This is a genomic window from Pantoea sp. NGS-ED-1003, from assembly GCF_000738765.1.
GTDB lineage: Bacteria > Pseudomonadota > Gammaproteobacteria > Enterobacterales > Enterobacteriaceae > Pantoea > Pantoea septica.
In genome coordinates this window covers 172,807-193,264 of record NZ_JPQA01000001.1, presented here as the reverse complement: position 1 = coordinate 193,264, position 20,458 = coordinate 172,807, and the positions used below count along the sequence as shown (strand labels likewise).

Annotated in this window: 19 protein-coding genes; 8 read left to right on the top strand and 11 right to left on the bottom strand. The window is 59.4% G+C overall.

Going from position 1 to position 20,458, the window contains the following annotated elements; all coding sequences use genetic code 11:
• Positions 1-13: 13 nt before the first annotated feature.
• The 6 genes from arnD to JS46_RS00895 all read right to left on the bottom strand — a co-directional run bounded on the left by arnD (position 14) and on the right by JS46_RS00895 (position 6,513).
• Positions 14-898, bottom strand: a complete 885-nt coding sequence (gene arnD, locus JS46_RS00920) for a 4-deoxy-4-formamido-L-arabinose-phosphoundecaprenol deformylase (RefSeq protein WP_033746887.1) — start codon at positions 896-898, stop codon at positions 14-16.
• The gene (arnA, locus tag JS46_RS00915) at positions 895-2,874 is read right to left on the bottom strand and encodes a bifunctional UDP-4-amino-4-deoxy-L-arabinose formyltransferase/UDP-glucuronic acid oxidase ArnA (RefSeq protein ID WP_033746885.1); all 1,980 of its coding nucleotides are present in this window, start codon (positions 2,872-2,874) and stop codon (positions 895-897) included. Before arnA ends, arnD begins: the two co-directional genes overlap by 4 nt.
• On the bottom strand, positions 2,871-3,857 hold the full coding sequence (gene arnC, locus JS46_RS00910) for an undecaprenyl-phosphate 4-deoxy-4-formamido-L-arabinose transferase (protein WP_033746882.1): 987 nt from the start codon (positions 3,855-3,857) through the stop codon (positions 2,871-2,873). The genes arnA and arnC overlap by 4 nt, the downstream gene beginning before the upstream one ends.
• Position 3,858: 1 nt before the next feature.
• Positions 3,859-4,998, bottom strand: a complete 1,140-nt coding sequence (gene arnB / locus JS46_RS00905; RefSeq protein ID WP_152560649.1) for a UDP-4-amino-4-deoxy-L-arabinose aminotransferase — start codon at positions 4,996-4,998, stop codon at positions 3,859-3,861.
• A 797-nt stretch (positions 4,999-5,795) separates the two neighbouring features.
• Positions 5,796-6,200: a cupin domain-containing protein gene (locus JS46_RS00900; RefSeq protein ID WP_033746877.1), complete on the bottom strand. Its 405-nt coding sequence runs from the start codon at positions 6,198-6,200 to the stop codon at positions 5,796-5,798.
• Positions 6,201-6,303: 103 nt separating this feature from the next.
• On the bottom strand, positions 6,304-6,513 hold the full coding sequence (locus JS46_RS00895) for a DUF1471 domain-containing protein (RefSeq protein WP_033746875.1): 210 nt from the start codon (positions 6,511-6,513) through the stop codon (positions 6,304-6,306).
• Between the two features lie 395 nt (positions 6,514-6,908).
• Here JS46_RS00895 and sapC point away from each other — a divergent pair, with 395 nt between their 5' ends.
• From sapC to JS46_RS00870, 5 genes are all read left to right on the top strand, one after another.
• Complete coding sequence (gene sapC / locus JS46_RS00890) at positions 6,909-7,799, top strand: putrescine export ABC transporter permease SapC (protein ID WP_033746874.1); 891 nt, start codon at positions 6,909-6,911, stop codon at positions 7,797-7,799.
• Positions 7,799-8,794, top strand: a complete 996-nt coding sequence (gene sapD, locus JS46_RS00885; protein ID WP_033746872.1) for a putrescine export ABC transporter ATP-binding protein SapD — start codon at positions 7,799-7,801, stop codon at positions 8,792-8,794. The genes sapC and sapD overlap by 1 nt, the downstream gene beginning before the upstream one ends.
• Positions 8,795-9,598 carry a putrescine export ABC transporter ATP-binding protein SapF gene (gene sapF / locus JS46_RS00880; protein ID WP_033746870.1) on the top strand — a complete coding sequence of 268 codons (804 nt, stop codon included), beginning with the start codon at positions 8,795-8,797 and terminating at the stop codon, positions 9,596-9,598.
• Positions 9,599-9,716: 118 nt separating this feature from the next.
• Complete coding sequence (gene fabI, locus JS46_RS00875; protein ID WP_033746867.1) at positions 9,717-10,505, top strand: enoyl-ACP reductase FabI; 789 nt, start codon at positions 9,717-9,719, stop codon at positions 10,503-10,505.
• 195 nt (positions 10,506-10,700) lie between these two features.
• Entirely contained in the window at positions 10,701-11,828 is a 1,128-nt protein-coding gene (locus JS46_RS00870) for an oxidoreductase (protein ID WP_033746866.1), read from the top strand.
• Here the strand turns inward: JS46_RS00870 and JS46_RS00865 are convergent.
• The 3 genes from JS46_RS00865 to JS46_RS00860 form a co-directional block, all read right to left on the bottom strand.
• Positions 11,804-12,721 carry a LysR family transcriptional regulator gene (locus JS46_RS00865; RefSeq protein ID WP_033746864.1) on the bottom strand — a complete coding sequence of 306 codons (918 nt, stop codon included), beginning with the start codon at positions 12,719-12,721 and terminating at the stop codon, positions 11,804-11,806. The two genes, JS46_RS00870 and JS46_RS00865, sit on opposite strands and share 25 nt — an antisense overlap.
• 271 nt (positions 12,722-12,992) lie before the next feature.
• Complete coding sequence (locus tag JS46_RS24495; RefSeq protein WP_227741483.1) at positions 12,993-13,136, bottom strand: hypothetical protein; 144 nt, start codon at positions 13,134-13,136, stop codon at positions 12,993-12,995.
• Between the two features lie 17 nt (positions 13,137-13,153).
• Positions 13,154-13,366 carry a cold shock domain-containing protein gene (locus JS46_RS00860; RefSeq protein WP_033746862.1) on the bottom strand — a complete coding sequence of 71 codons (213 nt, stop codon included), beginning with the start codon at positions 13,364-13,366 and terminating at the stop codon, positions 13,154-13,156.
• A gap of 284 nt (positions 13,367-13,650) precedes the next feature.
• Between JS46_RS00860 and JS46_RS00855 the strand changes: the two genes are divergently transcribed.
• Positions 13,651-13,863 (top strand): hypothetical protein, encoded by a 213-nt coding sequence (locus JS46_RS00855; protein ID WP_033746860.1) that lies wholly within the window; start codon positions 13,651-13,653, stop codon positions 13,861-13,863.
• Between the two features lie 56 nt (positions 13,864-13,919).
• Here JS46_RS00855 and JS46_RS00850 read toward each other — a convergent pair whose 3' ends face one another.
• Both JS46_RS00850 and JS46_RS00845 read right to left on the bottom strand, forming a co-directional pair.
• Positions 13,920-14,129, bottom strand: a complete 210-nt coding sequence (locus JS46_RS00850; RefSeq protein ID WP_033746856.1) for a hypothetical protein — start codon at positions 14,127-14,129, stop codon at positions 13,920-13,922.
• Between the two features lie 49 nt (positions 14,130-14,178).
• The gene (locus JS46_RS00845; RefSeq protein ID WP_033746853.1) at positions 14,179-15,765 is read right to left on the bottom strand and encodes a PTS transporter subunit EIIC; all 1,587 of its coding nucleotides are present in this window, start codon (positions 15,763-15,765) and stop codon (positions 14,179-14,181) included.
• 250 nt (positions 15,766-16,015) lie between these two features.
• Between JS46_RS00845 and JS46_RS00840 the strand changes: the two genes are divergently transcribed.
• Entirely contained in the window at positions 16,016-18,319 is a 2,304-nt protein-coding gene (locus tag JS46_RS00840; RefSeq protein WP_033746849.1) for an FdhF/YdeP family oxidoreductase, read from the top strand.
• A 122-nt stretch (positions 18,320-18,441) separates the two neighbouring features.
• Positions 18,442-20,376, top strand: coding sequence for an exoribonuclease II (locus JS46_RS00835; protein WP_033746847.1), 1,935 nt, complete (start codon positions 18,442-18,444; stop codon positions 20,374-20,376).
• The last annotated feature ends 82 nt before the right edge of the window (positions 20,377-20,458 follow it).

Here is a 20,458-nt window from a genome sequence, read left to right as displayed (position 1 = left end):
GTCCTGTCTTGAGTTAACGCTGGCAGCCCAGCCAGCCTTCGCGCCCGGCGATCTCGCCGCGTACCACTTTGCCCTGCGGCAGCGTCGCCAGATCCTCAGGCAGCAGCTCGCTGAGCGGACAAAAGCGAATGCCCATCCGTTCCGCGCGCGTCAGCAGCTCGCGGAAGGCGGGCAGTCCCACGATGCCCTCGACCTCGGCATGAATGGTGTAAACCGGCGAGCCGCGGGCGGCCATTATCTGCTCAAGGATGTAGTCGTTGAACGCCGCTGCGCTCACCTGCTGGCCGACCACTTCGTCCCAGGTGGGCAGGGTCACCGGGATTTGCACCGTCGCCGGACGGCCGTCAGCCAGCAGCGGGATAAAAGGCCCGCTGCCGCGGCAGTCGCTGTTGTAGCGAAAGCCGAACGCCTCTTTAGCGGCGATCACGCGCGTATCGGCGCGCCAGCCCGCCACGGCGGAACAGGTGACAACGTCACCGATTATCGCCTCCAGCGCCCTTTTGCCGCGCGCGATCTGCTGATTCAGCTTTTCCTGCGGCCAGACGCCCGCCCAGGTTTGCCAGGCGAAGTGATCCCAGGCGTGCAGGCCAATTTCATGGTGCTCCGCCGCCGCGCGCATAATGTCAGCCAGCCCGCGCCCGATATCCCGTCCCGGCCAGGCGGTGCCAGCCAGCAGGATGTCCCAGCCGTAGAGCGACGCCGCGCGCGAGCGCAGCATCTTCCATAAGAAACGCGGCTTCATCAGACGCCACAGGTGGCGTCCCATGTTGTCCGGCCCGACGCTGAAAAAGAAGCTCGCTTGCAGCTGATGCAGGCTGAACTGCTCCAGCAGCGCCGGCACGCCTAGCTTCGTGCCTCGCCAGGTGTCGACGTCGACGCGTAGCCCGACTTTCTTCATGGCTTCTCCTGCAGCTCGACGGTGCGCAGGAAGAAGTCGAGCGTGTTATCGATGGTGGTGTCCATCTCCACCGTCGGCGTCCAGTTCAGCAGACGACGCGCGTTTTTGATCGAGGGCTTGCGGTGCTCGACATCCTGATAGCCCTTGCCGTAGTAGCTGCTGCTTTCCACTTCGCGGAAACCGGCGAACGGCGGAAAGCGGTCGCGCAGCGGATGGCGCTCGAAGCTCGCCAGCAGATGCTCCGCCAGCTCTTTGATGCTGGCCTCGTTGTCGGGATTGCCGATGTTGACGATCTGGCCGTCGCAGTTGCCGTTTTTGTTTTCAATAATGCGAAACAGCGCTTCGATGCCGTCGCGAATATCGGTAAAGCAGCGCTTCTGCGCCCCGCCGTCGATCAGCTTGATCGGCGAGCCTTCCACCAGGTTGAGGATCAGCTGGGTAATGGCGCGCGAGCTGCCGATACGGGCGGCGTTCAGGTTATCGAGACGCGGCCCCATCCAGTTAAATGGACGGAACAGGGTAAAGCGCAGCCCCTCTTTTTCGCCGTAGGCCCAGATGACGCGGTCCAGCAGCTGTTTCGACACCGAGTAGATCCAGCGCTGCTTGTTGATCGGGCCGACCACCAGGTTGGAGTGATCCTCGTCGAAGTGGTTGTCGGTACACATGCCGTAGACTTCGGAGGTGGACGGAAAGATGATGCGCTTTTTGTACTTCACACAGTCGCGAATAATCTTCAGGTTCTCTTCGAAGTCGAGCTCGAACACGCGCAGCGGGTTGCGGGTGTACTCAATCGGCGTGGCGATCGCCACCAGCGGCAGCACCACGTCACACTTTTTGATGTGGTACTCAATCCATTCGGAGTGAATGCTGATATCGCCTTCGACAAAGTGGAAACGCGGCTGATCGAGAAAACGGCTGATGGCGTCAGAGCCGATATCGAGCCCGTAAACCTCGAAGTTGTCATCCTGCAGCAGACGTTCTGTCAGGTGGTTGCCGATAAAGCCGTTGACGCCGAGGATCAACACGCGGGTGCGACGCTTCACCGCGGCAACCGGCTGCGAATAGAGCAGCGCGCCCGGCACCATGCCCAGGCTTTGCGCCAGCTGGCTGCCGTTCATATAGACGCCGTTGTCGCTCTGACCGGTCAGCACCTCCAGCGCGCCGTCGCCGCAGGCGATCAGAAAAGGATCGACCGACAGCACCGTGCCAGGCTTCGCCGGCGGCGCGTCTGCGTGCACGCGCCCTTTCCACACCACGAATTTCAGCGTGCCGGCAAAGGCGAAGGCCCCTGGCCAGGGATCGGTGACGGCGCGCACCAGGTTGTTCACCCGCTGCGCCGGCCACGCCCAGTTGATGCGTCCGTCGTCCGGCGTGCGGCGGCCGACCAGGGTCGCTTCGCTGTGGTTCTGCGGCCGCGCGGCGATATCCCCGCGCTTCATCGCCGGCAGCGCCCCTTCCAGCAGTTCGGTGGCGCAGGCGACCAGCTTGCGGTGCAGCGTCAGGGCGTTGTCCTGCGCATCGATCGCCACGCGCTGCTGCGCCACGATATCCCCCGCGTCGGCGCGCTTCACCATGTGGTGCAGCGTTACGCCGGTTTCCGTTTCGCCGTTGACCAGCACCCAGTTGAGCGGCGCGCGGCCGCGATATTTCGGCAGCAGCGAGCCGTGCAGGTTAAAGGCGCCCAGGCGGGCGGTGCGGAGAATGCTGTCGCTCAGCAGCGCGCGGTAGTAGAACGAGAAGATAAAGTCCGGCTGCATCGCTTTAATGCGGTCGACCCACAGCGGATGGCTGGCGTCTTCCGGCGCGTAAACCGGGATGCCCTGCTCCGCCGCGAGGCGCGCCACGGAGGGAAAGGCGTGGCTTTCCGGCGAGGTGTCGGCATGGGTGAAGATGGCGCTGATTTCATACCCGGCGTTCAGTAGCGCGCTGATGCCCGCACAGCCCATTTCGGCGTAGGCGAAGACGATGGTTTTCATTGCTCAGATTCCTGTACAGAAGTGGCTTTTTGCTGGGGGTGGATAACACGCTGGATAAAGTAGCGAGGCCGCGCGCGCACGTCGTTGTAGATGCGCCCGATATATTCGCCGAGCAGCCCCATGCCGATAAACTGCGCGCCGACAAAGATAAACAGGATGGCGAACAGCACAAAGACGCCGTCGCCCGCCCAGCTGGCGCCGAGAAACAGGCGCAGCACGATCAACACCAGCGAGAAGGCGAAACCGGCCAGCGCGATCAGGCTGCCGACGATGCTCAGCAGACGCAGCGGCGTGGTGGTCAGGCAGGTCACCAGGTCGTACATCAGGTTAATCAGCTTCATAAAGCTGTATTTGGAGTCGCCGAATTCGCGCTCGGCGTGGGTCACCGGCAGTTCGATGGTGCGCCGCGCGAAGGTGTTGGCGAGGATAGGGATAAAGGTGCTGCGCTCGTGGCAGTTCAGCATCGCATCAACGATATGGCGGCGATAGGCGCGCAGCATGCAGCCGTAATCCCCCATCGCTTTTCCGGTGACGCGCTGGATCAGGTGATTGATGGCGCGTGAGGCGCGGCGGCGAAACCAGCTGTCCTGGCGGTTCTGGCGCACGGTGCCGACCACGTCATAGCCCTGCTGCGCGGCGCGCACCAGGTTCGGGATCTCCTCCGGCGGATTTTGCAGATCGGCGTCCAGGGTAATGATCAGATCGCCGGAGACATGGCTGAAACCGGCCATAATCGCCGAGTGCTGGCCGTAGTTGCGGTTCAGCAACACGCCGACCACATGGCTGCCGGGCATGTCGGCGGCATCGTCGATCATCTGGGCGGAGCGGTCAGCGCTGCCGTCGTCCACCAGCAGAATTTCATACTCCAGCCCCAGCGTGGCGCAGGCGGCGTCAGTGCGGCGCACCAGCTCCGCCAGGCTCTCTTCTTCGTTGTAGACCGGGATAACCACGGACACTTTGCGAATCGCTTTTTCTTCCTGCATCTCAGACTCCTGCCAGCTGACGCAACGCGCTGACAACGCGGGCGACGTCTTCATCGCGCATATCCGGAAACAGCGGCAGAGAGCAGATGCGCTCGCTGTTCCATTCGGTGTTGAGCAGCGAGAGCTGCGGATAGTGTTCGCGGTAATATTTATGGGTGTGCGCGGCGCGGAAATGCAGGCCGGTGCCGATATCCTGCGCCTTCAGCGCCTCCATCAGCGCATCGCGGCTGATGCCGCAGGCGGCTTCGTCGATGCGAATGATAAACAGATGCCAGGCGTGCTGATGCGGCCAGGCCGGCTGCGCCAGCGGCAGAAACGGCGTGTCGGCCAGTTCGCGCAGATAGCGCTGGGCGATGGCGGCGCGGCGCGCATTGAAATCGGCGAGCTTTTTCAGCTGCGTTAGCGCAATGGCCGCGCTGATATCGGGCAGGTTGTACTTGAAGCCGGGCATCACTACTTCCGCCTGCGGCTTGCGCCCGTGTGTCTGGCGATCCCAGGCGTCGACGCCCAGCCCGTGAAACTTCAGGCTGCGCATGCGATCCGCCAGCTGCGCGTCATCGGTGACAATCAGCCCACCTTCGGCGCAGGTCATATTTTTAATGGCGTGAAATGAGAAAATCGCGGTGCCCGCGCTGCCGATATGGCGTCCCTGGTAATAGCAGCCCGCCGCGTGTGCGGCATCTTCGATGACCGGAATGCCATAGCGCGCGCCCAGGGCGCGGATCGCGTCCACATCCGCCGGCGCGCCAGCGTAGTGCACCGGAATGATGGCGCGGGTGCGCGGCGTGATGGCGGCCTCAATCTGTTCGGGCGTCACCATCAGCGTATCGCGATCGACGTCAATCATTACCGGCGTCGCGCCCAGCAGCGTAATCATATTAAGGGTAGAGACCCAGGTCAGCGACGGCGTTATCACCTCATCGCCAGGCTGAATACCGAGCGCCAGCAGCGTGACATGCATTCCCGCTGTGGCCGAGCTGACGGCGATGGCGTGCTGATTGCCGGTGAGCTGACAAAAAGCCTGTTCCAGCGCCACATTTTGCGGACCGGTGGTAATCCATCCGGATTCAAACACCGCTTTGACCGCCGCCAGCTCCTCTTCACCCAACGAAGGCCGCGAAAAAGGGAGAAATGACATAATAAAATCCCATCCGTTTCAGATGTTCGAAATAAATAAATGCCTAAGCGCCGCCTGAAGAAATAAATCTTACAAACATGAAGGAATTGTTTCCTTTTGACGTAAGTTTGGTGAATCTCGCCAGCTCATGCTTCATGACGGGGTTGAGAAAATAATGCTGGCGAAACCTTAAGACAGCCTTAATCAGGCTGGCGCTTTTTTTTCATCTGGCGCGGGAGAAAATGCAAGGGCAGTAAAGATGGACGAGGTTAATAATATGACCACATCTGTTTGTTATTATTTTAGTGTGAACATTGCGATATGAATTTATATCGACTTTCATCGAATTCAACTGCATGACGTAAAGGAGGTGGATTGTTTTATCGATATTTATTATTAGCGAGCCAATAATTAGCACATTAATATAGTTAAAATTCAAATAAAATCAATAACCTGAATTTAATATACTTGCAACTCAATTACTTTACTTTCGGGCTTAGAATCACGTCTCTCGAGAAAAAACTTTTCTCCAGACCTGGTGAAATCGGCCGGTCGGTTAAAGAAACAGGAAAGGCAAACAGATTTTCCGCGCCGCGTCATCTTATTTCCGCACATGAAAAATCAGGCGCCGTTTTATGCTGCGAGTAAAGTCTCGTAACTGACGGGCACGTAAAATAACGCGTTTTTTCTGCGCCCTTTTATCGTCGAATTGCAGTAATGGTTTATCTTTTGTTTAAGATAAAATTATTGTTGCCGCCGTTGCCGGCAGCGCATTGCGGTATATCGCTCTCGATGCGCTTCCGGCCAGGCGGACGTTACGACTAAAACTCCGCTTCCTCTCCCGGCAGCGGTTGGGAAAGTTCCTGCCCTTCGACGCCAGCATAGAAAATCACTAACTCGGTCGGCTCGTCGGTGGTGTAGCCACGGTGCGCGCTGTCGATCGTTTCGTTCAGCGCCTCTCCCGCGCCTGCGTGAAATCGTTCGCCGCTGTGCTTGTCTTCGATGGTCAGGCGTCCAGAAAGAACATAGGCGGTATTAGGCATGGGATGGGTATGCCAGGGGAGTTCGCTGTGGGCGGGCAACGACATGCGCATCACCGATATCTGCGGTTTGCCCGCTGGATAAGCCTCATAGGGCTGGCCATTCCAGGCGCTGCCGCTCTGTAACAGCTGTTGATGCGCGATCTCTGCCGGGCGCTGATCTGAGTTGGGTTTTTTCTCCGTCATGGTCTCTCCTGTTCGTTAATCTCAATAGAGTGTAGCGGACAGGACGCGCCAGAAACGCCAAAGGCCGCGCTAAGCAGCCTCTGAAACAGGTATTGCGACAGCGTTATTTGATCAGTTCAGCGGAAACGTAGGCGCCGTTATCAAAGCGAGCCCCGGTAATTTTGTATGCTGCGCCAGCCTGATGCGCCTGCGCGGCAATTTGCGCTTCCGCCGCGTCGAGCGTGGCGGCTGAGGCGGTAATGCTCTGAGCGAAGCTGCCGAATGATACAGAGGAGAGAGCAGCAACTACAACGAAAGTTTTGATAATTTTCATGGTCAATTCCTTAAATTTGATTTCAGTTGGTGAGGCGATTTGCCTCGATGTAGACATCATGCGCCTGAGAGAGGGTTTAAAAGCTGACATATTTGCTTTTAAACGACAAAAATATTGAAATACTTTTCTGTCTCTTTTTAGCCTGCCTGCCCAACTGGCGACGCCCCGCTTAACGGTGCAAATTGTGACCTTTCATAAGCCCGACACGAAATTGCTGCGGCCCTTTCCTTGCCTGTAGGCGGGTTATCGACGGATAATCCCTACAGACTTCGTCATGCTGACGCGGCGACGCCGCAGCCCGACGCACTAACGCTGAAAAATTAGGCAACGCATTGATATGAGTGAAAAATGTAAAGCGCTGCACACTACGCTGATTCCCCTTCAGGCGATTGCGCATGCCCTACGATAACGTCTATGCCGAAAAACGGCTGCCCGGCGCGTTTCGCCGCAGCTGGCACCATTTTTATCGCAACACCACCGCCATGATCGGGCTGTACGGCTTTGGCGCGCTGCTGTTTCTCTGCCTGTTCGGCGGGTTGCTGGCGCCCTACGGCATCGATCAGCAGTTTCTCGGCTATCAGCTGCTGCCGCCCTCCTGGTCGCGCTACGGCGACGTCTCCTTTTTCCTCGGCACCGACGATTTAGGACGCGACGTATTAAGCCGCCTGCTGAGCGGCGTGGCGCCGACCGTGGGTTCAGCCATTCTGGTCACGCTGTTCGCTACGCTGTGCGGGCTGGCGCTTGGCGTGCTGGCGGGCATTACGCACGGTTTGCGCTCGGCCGTTATGAATCACGTGCTGGATACCCTGTTGTCGATCCCCACGCTGCTGCTGGCGATTATCGTGGTGGCCTTTCTCGGCCCGCGCCTCGAGCACGCGCTGCTGGCGATCTGGCTGGCGCTGTTGCCGCGTCTGGTGCGCGCCACCTATAGCGCGGTGCACGACGAGCTGGAAAAAGAGTATGTGGTGGCGGCGCGCCTCGACGGCGCCAGCAACGTTGATATCCTGCGCCATGCGATTTTGCCCAACGTGCTGCCGATGCTGATCAGCGAAGTGACGCGCTCGCTGTCGCTGGCGATTCTGGATATCGCCGCGCTCGGCTTTCTCGATCTCGGCGCGCAGCTGCCCTCGCCCGAATGGGGCGCGATGCTTGGCGATTCGCTGGAGCTGGTTTATGTCGCTCCCTGGACCGTGATGCTGCCGGGTGCCGCGCTGATGATCAGCGTATTAATCGTTAACCTGCTGGGCGACGGTATCCGCCGCGCTGTAGAGGCGGGAGTGGAATAATGCCGTTACTCGATATTCGTAATCTGACCATTGAATTTATGACCGCCGACGGTCCCGTCAAGGCGGTGGACCGCATCAACCTGACGCTGATGGAAGGCGAAGTCCGTGGGTTAGTGGGCGAATCGGGCTCGGGCAAAAGCCTGGTGGCGAAGGCGATCTGCGGCGTGACCAAGGATAACTGGCGCGTCACCGCCGATCGCATGGTATTCGACGATATCGATCTGCTGCGCCTGTCGCCGCGCGAGCGTCGCCGCATCGTCGGTCACAACGTCTCGATGATTTTTCAGGAACCGCAGTCCTGTCTCGATCCTTCGGAGCGTATCGGCCGCCAGCTGATGCAGGCGATTCCGCGCTGGACCTATAAAGGTGCGTGGATGGGACGCTTCTGGTTCTGGCGCAAAACCCGCGCCATCGAGCTGCTGCACCGCGTCGGCATCAAAGATCATAAAGATATCATGCGCAGCTTTCCTTACGAGCTGACCGAAGGCGAGTGCCAGAAGGTGATGATCGCCATCGCGCTGGCCAACCAGCCGCGCCTGCTGATCGCCGACGAACCCACCAACGCCATGGAGCCGACCACCCAGGCGCAAATTTTTCGCCTGCTGAGCCGTCTCAACCAGAACAACAACACCACTATTCTGCTGATTAGCCACGATCTGCGCACCATGAGCCAGTGGGCGGACCGCATTAACGTAATGTACTGCGGGCAGACCGTCGAAACCGCGGGCAGCGACGATCTGATCGTTACACCGCACCATCCTTATACGCAGGCGCTGATCCGCGCGATGCCCGATTTCGGTCGCGCGCTGCCGCACAAAAGCCGCCTGAACACGCTCTCCGGCGCGATCCCCTCGCTGGAAAGCCTGCCGATCGGCTGCCGGCTTGGCCCACGCTGCCCCTACGCGCAGCGCAAATGCGTGGAAACGCCGCGCCTGAGCGGCAGCAAAACGCACCTTTTCGCCTGCCACTTTCCGCTGAATATGGAGGAGCAGTAGGTGGAGACGCTGCTTGAAGTGCGCAATCTGAGCAAAACCTTCCGCTATCGCACCGGGCTGTTTCGCCGCCAGCACGTCGAGGCGGTGAAGTCGGTGAGTTTTATTCTGCGCGAGAAGCAGACGCTGGCGATCATCGGCGAGAACGGATCTGGCAAATCGACGCTGGCGAAAATGCTGAGCGGCATGGTGGCGCCGAGCAGCGGCGAAATCCTGATTAACGATCATCCGCTTGAATTCGGCGACTACGGCTACCGCAGCCAGCGCATCCGCATGATTTTTCAGGATCCCTCTACTTCACTCAACCCGCGCCAGCGCGTCAGCCAGATCCTCGACCTGCCGCTGCGCCTCAACAGCGATCTGGCGCCGGAGGCGCGCGAGAAGCGTATTATCGCCACGCTGCGCCAGGTGGGTCTGCTGCGCGACCACGCCGGCTACTATCCCCATATGCTGGCGCCGGGCCAGAAGCAGCGCCTCGGTCTGGCGCGCGCGCTGATCCTGCAGCCGAAAGTGATTATCGCCGACGAAGCCCTCGCCTCCCTCGATATGACGATGCGCTCCCAGCTGGTTAATCTGATGCTGGAGCTACAGGAGCAGCACGGCATCACCTATATTTATGTGACGCAGCATCTCGGCATGATGAAGCACATCAGCGATCAGGTGCTGGTGATGCACCAGGGAGAAGTGGTGGAGCGCGGCGGCACCGCCGACGTGCTGGCTTCGCCGCTGCACGATCTGACTAAACGGCTGATTTCGAGCCACTTCGGCGAAGCGCTGACGGCGGAAGCCTGGCGCCGCGAGGCCTGATTCAGGTTGGTTTACCCCATTTGCCTGAGACGTGCTAGAATCCGCACGTCGATTAACGCGGTCGCCTGTTTTTTAACCAATGCGACCGCCAACAACTATGACCATAAGGATTACAGCTATGGGTTTTCTTTCCGGTAAGCGCATTCTGATTACTGGCGTTGCCAGTAAACTCTCTATTGCCTACGGAATTGCGCAGGCGATGCACAAGCAGGGCGCAGAACTGGCTTTCACCTACCAGAACGACAAATTGAAAGGTCGTGTGGAAGAGTTTGCTAAAGATCTGGGTTCAGACATTGTGCTGCCGTGCGATGTGGCCGAAGACGAGAGCATCAAATCGCTGTTTACTGAACTGGCAAAAACCTGGCCGAAATTTGACGGTTTCGTTCACTCCATCGGCTTCGCCCCGGGCGACCAGCTGGATGGCGACTATGTGAACGCCGTTACCCGCGAAGGCTTTAAAATTGCTCACGACATCAGCGCCTACAGCTTTGTGGCGATGGCGAAAGAGTGCCGCGAGATGCTGAACCCCAACTCCGCTCTGCTGACGCTCTCCTACCTGGGCGCAGAGCGCGCGATCCCGAACTACAACGTGATGGGTCTGGCGAAAGCGTCGCTGGAAGCCAACGTGCGCTATATGGCGAACGCGATGGGTCCGGAAGGGGTACGCGTGAACGCCGTTTCCGCCGGTCCGATCCGTACCCTGGCGGCGTCAGGCATCAAGGATTTCCGTAAGATGCTGGCGCACTGCGAAGCGGTTACCCCGATTCGCCGCACCGTCACCATCGAAGACGTCGGCAACTCGGCGGCGTTCCTCTGTTCTGACCTGGCCGGCGGCATCACCGGCGAGATCGTTCACGTTGACGGCGGCTTCAGCATCGCCGCGATGAACGAACTGGAACTGAAATAAGTTCTGAGGGCGAGCCTGGCTCGCCCTTTTTTTTGCTCACTTTCCCCGCCTTATAGCTTCGCGCTATTAATTATCACCGATCGGTCTTTTGCCCTTCCCCGCCGTTAAGCGACGATAAGCCAGCCCCCGGGCGCGCGTCACGGTTTCGGATTCACGCCATGCGCGACGTGCCAGTTATTTGCAAAAGGAATAACCATGGAACAACGCCGCTATCCTGGCCACAACCACTGGTTTTACGAGAGCCAGACCAGCCCGCACACCATTCAGGCTGAGCCGCTGGTTCCCGAAGCAGCCCTGATTAACGATCGTTTCCTGCTCGGCCTGCAGCAGGAGGCGAGCGCGCTTCAGCCGCTGTTGCAGGCCAGCCAGCCGATGCTGCTGGCCTCCCGCGATCTCTGCCAGCTGCTGTTTCCCGATCGCGTCGCGGCGACGCTGACCCATACCCTTACCCTTTACGATCGCCTCAGCACTGCGTTGACCGTGGCGCAGGTCGCGGGCGTGCAGCGGCTGTGCAATCACTATTCGGCGCGCCTTAATCCGCTGCCCGGCCCCGACTCGTCGCGTGAAAGCAATAATCGCCTGACTCAGCTGACGCAGTATGCGCGCCAGCTGGCGATGCAGCCGGAGCTGATCAACGCCGCAGCGCTCAGGGCGCTCGACGCCGTGGGCCTGACCGAGCCGGATATCGTTACGCTGAATCAGATCGTCGGCTTCGTCAGCTATCAGGCGCGCGTGGCGGCCGGTTTACAGGCGCTGCTGGCGCTGCCGGTGCGCTGGCTGCCGGGCGTGACGCCGCCGCCCGATGCCGATCGCGACGGATTTGCAGAAAAGCCATTCTGGAAATCGGGCGTGAAGCCGCTGGAGCTGCGCTACGCCAGCGCCGAGCAGCTGGCCGCCGTCACCTTCTGCCAGCCGCGTCCCGATCTCGCCGATGCGGTCTGGCTGCTGGCCCACGACGCCGCCGCGCTCTACGGCTGGCAAACTCTGCGCCAGCGCATCAATCCGACTGCGTTTACCCCGCTGGCGGAGGCGACCTGCGCGCGCGCGCTCGGCAGCCGCTGGGCATTTCAGTTTTTCCCGGATGAGGTGCGCGAGGCGCTGCTGGAGTCGGTGGATGACGCCGCCGGTCAGACAACGACGCAGGGCCGCGTCGTGGCGCTGGCGGCGCAGCTGACCCGCTCGCCTGAGCGCTTCAGCGCGGCGCATCTGCAGCCGCTGGTCACCGAAGGCTGGCAGCCGGACGCGCTATTCGCCCTGATTCAGGCGGTGGCGATCGGCAACTGGAACAGCCGGCTGTTTTACGCCATGGGCGAAGCGGCGTAGCCTTCAAGGTGGCTGCGCGCCTCGTCGAAGAAGTGTTGCGACAGCGGCGAGGCGCGACCCGGTTCGGCAATCACCAGCGCCGCCTGGCGCGCCATATGGGTAATGGCAATCGGCCGCTGCGCCATGCCCTGGAGCATAGACGGCAGCAGATGACCGACAGGCGACACCAATACCCCTAGCCCCACCTGTGCGCTCTGCACCAGTTCGAGAATCGCGGCGCTCTCCACCATTACCTGCGGCGTCAGCCCCGACTCGCGGAAGGCCATATCGAGATAGCGGCGAAAATAGCGCGTCGGCTCGGAGAGGCAGAGCGGCAAGGCGGCGAGCTCGGCGAGCGAGAGCGGTTCGTCGCCCACCAGATCGGGAAACTGCTGCGGATCGAATATCGCTTCAACGCCGCGCTCGGGTAGAAACGCCGTCTGAAAATGCAGTTCGCGCAGCGTCGCCAGCTCGAAAAAGCCGATGCCGACGTCGACGGTATGACTGTTAAGCGCCTCCAGCAGCTGATCGGCGCTTAGCGCGGCGATGCGGTAGTTAAGCTGAGGATAGCGGCTCTGCACCCTTTTCAGCAGCGCCGGCAGCGCCACGCTGCACTGCGGCATCACGCCGATGCGCAGCGTGCCGTTGACGCCGTGCTTAAGCGACTCGACCTCCAGCTTCAGCCCCTGATAGACCGACACGATCTCCCGCGCCCACGCCAGCACCCGATCCCCTTCCGGCGTAAAGCCGACGAAGTTATTGCTGCGGTTAATCAGCGACAGGCCGAGTTCGCGTTCGAGGTTTTTCAGGCGCATAGAGAGCGTCGGCTGGCTAACGAAGCTGGCTTCGGCCGCGCGGCCAAAATGGCGTTCACGTTCGAGGTTGCAGAGGTAAATTAATTGTTTAATGTCTATTTTCTTTACCTGTCAATGACATAAAAGCATAACTTTGTGGAGGAATATTATGTTGCACCTTTCCCTGTACCCACTTAAAAAGTGACTCATCCTGAAGAAGATCTTCGGGTACCTTGCTGATGATGTCAATGCTGTTGACCAGGATTATTCTTACCGCCCACTAGCCAGCCCGCTTTTTAATCGGTGAGCAAGTCGTTCAGTTAAAAGCGTGAAAAGGCCGCCCAATGGCGGCCTTGAATAAGTAAGGTAATTCGGATGAACAAAAAGAAAATCAGGCAGCGATCGGTTGCGGATTTATTTTAATCATGGCCGATTTACAAAAAATACATTTTGCGCCAAGCGGGTTTTTGACGTTAATGTCAAAAACGGAGCGGCGGTATTGCGAGCCCTGACATTGCGGGCAGCGAAGAGACATAATGACTGAAATAATTTTTAGTGTCCTGTGACGTTGGCAGCCGATGGACCTTTAGGACCATCCTGCACAGTGAATGCTACCTTCTGCCCCTCGTCGAGAGTGCGGAAGTCATTGCCCTGAATAGCAGAAAAGTGCACGAACGCATCCTTGCCGCTCTCATCAGGCGAAATAAAGCCGAAGCCTTTTTCTGCGTTAAACCCTTTAACCGTGCCGGGCATGTTATTAGAGATAAGATCTCTTTACTTTGTGCCTGTCAGTAAGGATAGCTGAATTACAGAGGCACATCGGTAAGATTGAGATAAAACTCAAAAAGAGAGGCTTAAGCGCGGCACTAACATAAATGAGAGAAACGACAGAAACAGAGGATGTGGTTGTCTGCTTATCAGACCAGACGTTCATTTACGCACGCATTGACAGCCATTGCAAGCAAGTAAAAAAGAATTTTGCTGTTACACTCTTTGCGACGTGCTGAGCGCGGCTAAGAATATGAATTAAATATAAGAAGGAGAAAGAGGTGAAAAATAAAATTTATCTTCCGCAGTTCGATGTCAGCGCAGACGTGGAGATTTTTGGTAATAAAGTCACGGTGCGCTATGACGGTAATGAACATTTTCCTAAGCGCCTGAAGGTCAAGGAGCAATATTTCGTGGTCATCGACGGCAAAGAAAAGATTATGGTGCTTGAACGCAAAGCGATCGGCTCCTGGCAGTTCACCCTTCAGTCATGATGGCGTGATTCCCACCTTCACCTACCGATTCAGCAAGGTGGGAATGCGTCGTGGCGCTATTTCTTTTCGCGATCCTCGTACGGATCTTTCGTGTCATCATTATGATCGTCACGGGTACGAGGAATCTCGCCGTGTTCAGCAGGCGCATCGGTCGCCGGATGATCGTCCTCCTCATAGGCGTTGTGAACGTGCGGCGTGCTTTCGGGCGCGCTCTTGCTGACATCCCCTTCCTGCTTACGTTCTTCGTTGGTTTTATGTTTAAACATTTCCGTCTCCTCGTTCGCTTCCAGTCTGTTAAGTGTAGACGTAAATCCTTCAGGCCACGCCGAGCGCGCTTTTAACTTCGTTGGCAATCTTCTCTACCTGCGGACCATAGATAACCTGAATATCGTGCTCGCTGACGCGGTTGATGCCGTTGGCGCCGGTGGTGAGCAGCGTTTGATCCACCACCTCTTTCATATCTTTCACCCTAACGCGCAGACGGGTAAAGCAGCAGTCGACATCCTCAATGTTCGCCTGCCCGCCCAGGCCGCTGATAATTACCTTTGTGCGCTCGTCCGCCGCCACCTGCTGCGGCTTTTCATCTTCTGATTCGCGTCCCGGCGTCTCGACGCCCATGCGGGTGATAATAAAGCGGAATGCATAGTAGTAGAGCGGCGCATAGACCACGCCGAGCGCCAGCGTCCACCACCAGTGCGTTTTGCTGCCGCCGAGAATGCCGAACACCACCAGATCGATCACGCCGCCCTGCACGTTGCCGATCATCAGGTGCAGCATCGACATCAGCATAAAAGAGAGACCGGTCAGCAGCGCGTGCAGCAGATAGAGCACCGGCGAGACGAAAATAAAGCAGAACTCCAGCGGCTCGGTGATGCCGGTGGTGAAAGAGGTCAGCGCGCCCGCCATCATCAGCGCCTTGACCCGCAGCTTATGTTCAGAACGCGCGGTGTGATAAATAGCCAGCGCGGCGGCCGGCAGGCCGAACATCATCACCGGAATTTTGCCCTGAGCGAGAAACTGGGTCGCGTTGCGCAGCGCGTCGTCAGGCACCGAGCCGGGATGGGTCAGCGACGCGTTAAAGATATTGAGCGCGCCCACCAGCGTTTGGCCGTCAACGATGGCGATGCCGCCGATCGGGGTAAAGCGCACGGTTTCATTAAGGATGTGATGCAGCCCGGTGGGGATCAAAATGCGCTCCGCCGTACCGAGCAGAAACGCGCCGTACTGTCCGCTTTTGCCGATCATCTCGCCTACCCAGGCGATGCCCGCGCCCAGCGTCGGCCAGATCAGCGCCAGCAGCACGCCCACCAGCGGCAGCACCACCACGGTGACGATTGGCACAAAGCGGCGCCCGCCGAAAAAGCTGATGGCGGTCGGCAGCTGCTGGGTATAGAAGCGATTGTGCAGCAGCACCGTCAGCAGGCCGGCAATCACGCCGCCCAGCACGCTCATGTTATAGGTAAAGATGCCCAGCATCTGGATATATTCTGCCGAGGTCATCATCGCCGTGGTCTGATCCATGCCCGCCTGCTGCAACGCGGCTGGCGTGGTGGTCGCCGCCGTCAGCCCCTTTGCCGCCAGCGTGGCGCTGATGCCAACATTCATGGTGATGTAACCGATTACCGCGGCGAAGGCCGCCGTCGGCTTTTCCGCCTTCGCCAGGCCGATGGCGCTCGCCACGGCGAAGAAAACCGGCAGGTTGGCGAAGAGCGCGCCCGCCACTTTGCGGATGAAACCGATAATCAGCTGCGGCACCTGCATCTGGGCAAAGGCGTCGCCGGTAATCGCCGGGTTCTGCATCGCGGCCGCGAGGCCGAGGAAGATCCCCGCCGCCGCAATCACCGAGATTGGCATCATCAACGCTTTGCCAAATGCATGGATCTGGCTAGTGAGCTGTTTCATGGAGTGCGCCCTCTAAGAGATGAAGGAGCAAGTATTGACCCGATGCGCCAGTAACTCCCGTTATCAACAGGTTGCCAGAGAGTAAAATTTGAACAGCATCACAATTTTGTATCTGGCACGATAAACGGCGGCTATCGCACCATTAAGTCAATCAATTAGACAACTTATGATTGCAGTCGCACACTTCCCTCACCGTCAGGATATATCCTGATAACAAACTTCCTACAAAAAACATAAGCCTGCACTCACCATGAAATTCAAACGTAAAATTAAGCCCTACCGCGCCGCTGCGGGCGGCTGGGGATCGCTGGAAGCTACTACCCGTTTCGTTTTAGACAGCAAAGCTGCGCTGAAAAATATGCGCAACCTGATGCGCATGAACAAAGCGCGCGGCTTCGACTGCCCGGGCTGCGCCTGGGGCGACGATAACAAAAGCACCTTTAGTTTCTGTGAAAACGGCGCTAAAGCAGTGACCTGGGAAGCGACGCGTCGCGTGGTTGACACCGACTTCTTCGCCCAGCACAGCGTCACCAAACTTTATGCGCAGAGCGACTACTTCCTGGAGTATCAGGGCCGCCTGACCCACCCGATGCGTTATAACGCCGAAACCGATCACTATGAGCCGGTAAGCTGGGACGACGCTTTTGCGCTCATCGCGCAGCATATTAAGGCGATGGACAACCCGAACCAGATGGAGCTCTACACCTCGGGCCGCGCCAGCAACGAAGCCTCCTGGCTCTATCAGCTGTTCGGCCGCCTGGCGGGCACCAATAACTTCCCGGACTGCTCCAATATGTGCCACGAAGCGAGCGGCGCCGGTCTGAAGCGCAGCATCGGCGTCGGCAAAGGCACCATTCGCCTCGACGATTTCGACCATGCCGACGCGATCTTCGTTTTCGGCCAGAACCCGGGCACCAACCACCCGCGTATGCTGCACAGCCTGCGCCACGCCGCCGATCACGGCGCGAAGATCGTCACCTTCAATACCCTGCGCGAGCGCGGCCTTGAGCGCTTCGCCGATCCGCAGAAGCCGCTGGAAGTGGTCACCTCTAAAGCGGGCACCATCAGCTCCGCCTATTACCAGCCGAATCTCGGCGGCGATATGGCGGCGGTGCGCGGCATGGTGAAAGCGCTGCTCGAGACCCATCGCGCGCGCGTAGCAGCCGGTGAGAAAGGCCTGTTCGACGAAACCTTTATCAACGCCACTACGCACGGCGTCGAAGCCTATTTCGACGCGGTCGACAACACCGACTGGATGCAGATCGTGCAGCAGTCCGGCCTGAGCGAAGCGCAGATCCGCGAGGCCGCGGCCATCTACCAGAGCGCCGATCGCGTTATCGTCACCTGGGCGATGGGCATCACCCAGCACAAACACTCGGTGGACACGGTACGCGAAATCGTGAACCTGCAGCTGCTGTTCGGCCAGCTCGGCAAGAAAGGCGCAGGCCTCTGCCCGGTGCGCGGTCACAGCAACGTGCAGGGCAACCGCACCATGGGCATCGACGAGAAGCCGAGCAAAGCGTTCCTCGACGCGCTCGGCAGCCACTTCGGCTTCGAGCCGCCGCGCGAGCACGGCCATAACACCGTTGAAGCGCTGAACGCCATGCTGCGCGACGAGATCAAAGTGCTGATCGCGCTGGGCGGCAACCTCGCCGCGGCGGCACCCGACTCGCCGCGCACCGAAGAGGCGCTGCAGCGCTGCGGCCTGACGGTGCATATCAGCACCAAGCTCAACCGCAGCCACCTGGTGCCGGGCGCAGAGAGCCTGATCCTGCCGACGCTGGGCCGCACCGAGCGCGACACCCAGGCGACCGGCAATCAATTCATCACCGTAGAAGATTCCTTCAGCATGGTGCACGCCTCTGAAGGCATCGGCATTCCGCTGGCGGAAACGCAGCGCTCGGAAACCGCTATCGTGGCGGGCATCGCTCACGCGGTGCTGGGCGATGAGAAGGTGCAGTGGCTGAAGCTGGCCGCCGACTATAACCTGATCCGCGACCATATCGCCGCTACCATTCCGGGCTTCGCCGACTTCAACGAGAAGTGCGACCAGCCGGGCGGCTTCTACCTCGGCAACGCGGCGGCGGATCTGCGCTTCAACACCCCGACGCAGAAAGCGGAGTTCAGCAGCGCGGCGCTGCCCGCCTCGCTCTTCCCGCTGGACGTGGCGGAAGTGCCTTTCACGCTGCAGACCCTGCGTTCGCATGACCAGTACAACACCACGATCTACGGCCTCGACGACCGTTATCGCGGCGTTTACGGCCAGCGCGAAGTGGTGTTTATCAACCCGGAAGATATGCAGGCGCTCGGCTTTACCGAAGGTCAGCTGGTGGATATCGAAACCCTGTGGAACGACAATATCTCGCGTCGCGTCAGCGGTTTTAAACTGGTGCCCTACAATATTCCGCGCGGCAACCTCGCGGCTTATTATCCGGAAACCAACCCGCTGGTTCCGCTGAACAGCTTCGGCGACATCAGCGGCACGCCGACCTCTAAATCGGTTCCGGTGAAGCTGGAACTGTCGGTTTCTCTGCCGACTCAGCGCATCGCGTAAGCGCAGAGTTTCCTTAGTAAAAAGCCGGTTAATCCGGCTTTTTTACCCTCTTTTGCCTTGCCGCGCGCCCCTGATTCGCGTAAAACTAGCAGCCGCTCTTAGGCCACGAAACTAAACTGACTATGTTCCAGGATAATCCGCTGCTCGCGCAGCTTAAAGAGAAGCTCCACGCGCAGACTCCCCGCGCAGAAGGTGTCGTTAAAGGCACCGAAAAAGGTTTCGGCTTCCTTGAAGTCGACGCGCAGAAAAGCTATTTCATTCCGCCGCCGCAGATGAAGAAAGTGATGCACGGCGACCGGGTATCCGCCATCATCCACAGCGATAAAGATCGTGAAAGCGCCGAGCCTGAAACGCTGATCGAACCCTTTCTCAGCCGCTTTGTCGGCCGCGTACAGAAGAAAGATGACCGTCTTTCCATCGTTCCGGACCATCCGCTGTTAAAAGACGCGATCCCCTGCCGTCCGGTGCGTGGCCTGAGCCATGATTTCCAGGCGGGCGACTGGGCCGTTGCCGAAATGCGTCGCCATCCGCTGAAAGGCGACCGCGGTTTCTACGCCGAACTGACCGAATTTATCGTTAAAGCCGACGATCATCTGGCGCCGTGGTGGGTTACCCTGTCGCGCCATAACCTGGAGCGCGAAGCGCCGCAGGTCGGCTTTGGCGAGATGCTGGACGAACAGCTGACGCGCGAGGATCTTACCGCGCTCGATTTCGTCACCATCGACAGCGCCAGCACCGAAGATATGGATGACGCGCTCTACGTCGAAGAGAACGCCGACGGCACGCTGCGTCTGACTATCGCTATCGCCGATCCCACCGCTTACGTGCCGGAAGGCAGCGAGCTGGACAAGCTGGCGGCGCAGCGCGCCTTCACCAACTATCTGCCGGGCTTCAACATCCCGATGCTGCCGCGCGAACTCTCCGACGACGTCTGTTCGCTGCGTCCCAACGTGCGCCGCCCGGCGCTGGTCTGCCGCGTCACCGTGGCGCAGGATGGCTCGCTGGGCGACGACGTGCACTTCTTCGCCGCCTGGATCGAATCGAAAGCCAAGCTGGTCTATGACCAGATTTCCGACTGGCTGGAGAACAGCGGCGAATGGCAGCCGCAGAGCGAGGCAATCGCCCAGCAGATCCGTCTGCTGCACCGCATCTGCCTGGCGCGCAGCGAATGGCGTCAGAACCATGCGCTGGTGTTTAAAGATCGCCCGGATTACCGCTTTGTTCTTGGTGAGAAAGGCGAAGTGCTGGATATCGTCGCCGAGCCGCGCCGCATCGCCAACCGCATGGTGGAAGAGGCGATGATCCTCGCCAACGTCTGCGCCGGTAAGGTGCTGCGCGAGAAGCTGGGCTTCGGCGTCTACAACGTGCACACCGGCTTCGACGCCACCAACGCCGAGCAGGCCGCCGCCGTGCTGGCCAGCCACGGCGTCAACGTCGATGCCGCCGCCATCACCACGCTGGAAGGTTTCCGCCAGCTGCGTCGTCAGCTCGACGCGCAGCCGACGCAGTACCTCGACAGCCGCATCCGTCGCTTCCAGTCTTTCGCCGAGATCAGCACCGAGCCAGGTCCCCATTTCGGCCTGGGCCTGGAGGCGTACGCCACCTGGACCTCGCCGATCCGTAAATCGGGCGACATGATCAACCATCGCCTGCTGAAAGCGATTATCCGCGGCGAGCAAGGCGCGCGTCCGGATGAGGCGCTGACGGCGACCATGGGCGAACGTCGTCGCCTGAACCGTATGGCGGAGCGCGACGTCGGCGACTGGCTTTACGCGCGCTGGCTGGCGCCGCACGCCGGGACCGATCGCAAGTTCAGCGCCGAGATTATCGACGTCTCGCGCGGCGGCATGCGCGTGCGCCTGCTGGAGAATGGCGCGGTCGCCTTTATTCCGGCGCCCTTTATCCACGCGGTGCGCGACGAACTGGTGTGCAGCCAGGAGAGCGGTACCGTGCAGATCAAAGGCGAAGTCGCCTTCCGCGTGACCGACGTGATCGACGTGACCATCGCCGAAGTGCGCATGGAAACGCGCAGCGTGGTGGCCCGCCCGGCCGTCTGAGCATGAAAAGATGCGGGATAATTGCTGTTATCCCGCATTTTCACCTCTCTCTTTACACAAATGTTAAATTTGTTCCCCGCTT